The sequence below is a fragment of the Nonomuraea sp. H19 genome (genome assembly GCF_052068215.1).
GTDB lineage: Bacteria > Actinomycetota > Actinomycetes > Streptosporangiales > Streptosporangiaceae > Nonomuraea.
In genome coordinates this window covers 1-2,243 of sequence record NZ_JBQHCV010000101.1, presented here as the reverse complement: position 1 = coordinate 2,243, position 2,243 = coordinate 1, and the positions used below count along the sequence as shown (strand labels likewise).

Genomic DNA, 2,243 nt, shown 5'->3' with positions numbered 1-2,243 from the left:
GCGGCTACTTCCCCGGCCTGTACACCGCCGGCGGCCACTTCATCATGAGCGGACTGCTGATCTACTTCCTCATCAAGGAGAACCGCCAGCTCAAGACCGCGGAGCAGCAGGCTCAGGCGCTGGTCAGATAGCGGGCCACTCGATCAGCTCCCTACCTAACCAGCCGGTGGGAGCCTCGCAAGCCTTCAGCCACCATGACTGATGCGGCCGGAACCGGCGGGCCGTACGGTCGTGATCTGCCATCTGACCATGGGAGGAACGCTGTGCGGACCATTGTGGTGGAGCCTGTCGGAACGGTCGTCGGTGGGCGCGGCGAGGCGTTCGACGACGACTGGAACACCGAACAGGCGCTGATCCGCCTCGACGGGACCCGTTTCGGGCCGGAGGCGCTCGCTGGGCTGGATGCCTTCTCGCACCTGGAGGTGGTGTTCCAGTTCCATCTTGTGGACCCGTCCTCGGTCAACATCTCTGCCCGTCACCCTCGGGGCAACCCCGACTGGCCCAAGGCCGGCATCTTCGCCCAGCGCGGCAAGAACCGCCCGAACCTGCTGGGCGTCTCCCGATGCCGCCTGCTCGCCGTCGAAGGTCTCGACATCCACGTGCGCGGCCTGGACGCCATCGACGGCACCCCGATCCTGGACGTCAAGCCCTACATGGCCGAATTCGGCCCGCAAGGCCCGACGGTGCAACCGGAATGGGCGACCGAGCTGATGCGCGCCTACTACTGACCCGGACCCGGAAGGACCACTCATGTCGAAAACCGTCCTGGTGACCGGCGCTTCTACCGGAATCGGCCGTGCCACCGCCCTTCTGCTGGCCCGCGAGGGCTTCACCGTCTACGCCGGAGTCCGCAAAGAGGCCGACGGCCAGGCGCTCGGCCCGACCGTCACCCCGATCAAGCTGGATGTCACCGACGCCAGGCAGATCGTCGATGCCGCCGAGCGCATCGGTCATCTCGACGCCCTGGTCAACAACGCCGGCATCGGCGTCACCGGCCCTTTGGAGTTCGTCTCCCTGGACGCGCTGCGCTGGCAGTACGAGGTCAACGTCTTCGGCCAGGTGGCCGTCACTCAGGCCATGCTGCCGAAGCTGCGCGCATCGAAAGGCCGCGTCGTCACCGTCGGCTCGGTCGGCAGCTGGATCACCCTGCCCTTCGGCGGCCCGCTGTGCTCCTCCAAGCACGCCATCCGCTCCCTCAACGACGCGCTGCGCATGGAGGTCAAGCCCTGGGGCATCCGCGCGGTCCTCATCGAACCCGGATCCATCCACACTGCCGCTGTCGACAAGCTCGAAGGCGAGGTCGAACCGCGGCTGGCCGCCATCGGCGAGGAGGGCAGGCTTCTGTACGGCGCCGCCTACCGGACCATGGTCACCAGCGGGCTGAAGGAGGAGCGCTCGGGCTCCAGCCCCGACGTGGTCGCCCATGCCGTGCTGCACGCGCTTACCGCGCGCAAGCCGCGCTCCCGCTACCCGGTCGGCAAGAAGTCGCGGCTGATGAGCACGCTCGGTCGCGTCGTCCCCCAGTACACCCTCGATGCCCTGCGGTTGCGCGCGCTGGGCCTGTCCTGAACGGAGCACACCATGACCCAGCTCGCCGGAGCCGACGCCCTCGTCGCGCTCGACCCCGTCTTCGCCCAGCTCGCGGTCGGCGCGGGCCACAACCTGTGGGGCCTGACCCACCTGACCATGCGCGAGAAGGCCTTCGTCTGCCTGACCGCCGACCTGTGCCACCCGCATCTGGACCTGCCCCTGGCCATGCACGTCCAGATGGCCCTGGCCAACGGGGTCGACCCCGAGTCGATCCGGGAGCTCTACCGCCACCTGGCCCCCTACGTGGGCTACCCCATCCTCGTCCCAGCCTTCCAGCGCCTGACCGAGCTCGGCCTGCCCCCGGCGCAGGACACCGACCCGGTCAAGCCGGTGCCGCTGACCGGAGCGCTGGCCCGCGCCATCCACGGTCTCGAGGCCGTGGACCCAGGGCTGGCCGCCTTCACCGAAGACCAGCTCGCCCAACGCTGGGCCCGCCCGCATCTCAGCATCCGCGAGCGGGCGATCGCCTGCCTGACCGTGGACGTCTTCTACCAAACCCTGGGCGAATCCCTGCGCCTGCACGCCGCCTTGGCGCAGGCGGACGGGGCCACCGACGACACCCTTCGCGACCTCCTCCGCGGCCTGGCCGAGTTCGGACTCGCCCGAGCTTGGACCGCCGCGAAGACCCTGCTCCCTCAGCAAGACTCTGGCAC

At 69.1% G+C, this 2,243-nt stretch carries 3 protein-coding genes; all 3 read left to right on the top strand.

Annotated elements, in window-relative coordinates; genetic code table 11:
- The first annotated feature begins 263 nt into the window (after positions 1–263).
- Positions 264–728, top strand: coding sequence for an SAM-dependent methyltransferase (locus tag ACTMTI_RS56700; protein WP_441129378.1), 465 nt, complete (start codon positions 264–266; stop codon positions 726–728).
- Between the two features lie 22 nt (positions 729–750).
- Complete coding sequence (locus ACTMTI_RS56695) at positions 751–1,569, top strand: SDR family oxidoreductase (protein ID WP_441129377.1); 819 nt, start codon at positions 751–753, stop codon at positions 1,567–1,569.
- A 12-nt stretch (positions 1,570–1,581) separates the two neighbouring features.
- Positions 1,582–2,243, top strand: a 662-nt coding sequence (locus ACTMTI_RS56690) for a carboxymuconolactone decarboxylase family protein (RefSeq protein WP_441129376.1), incomplete at its 3' end; no start/stop codon positions are given.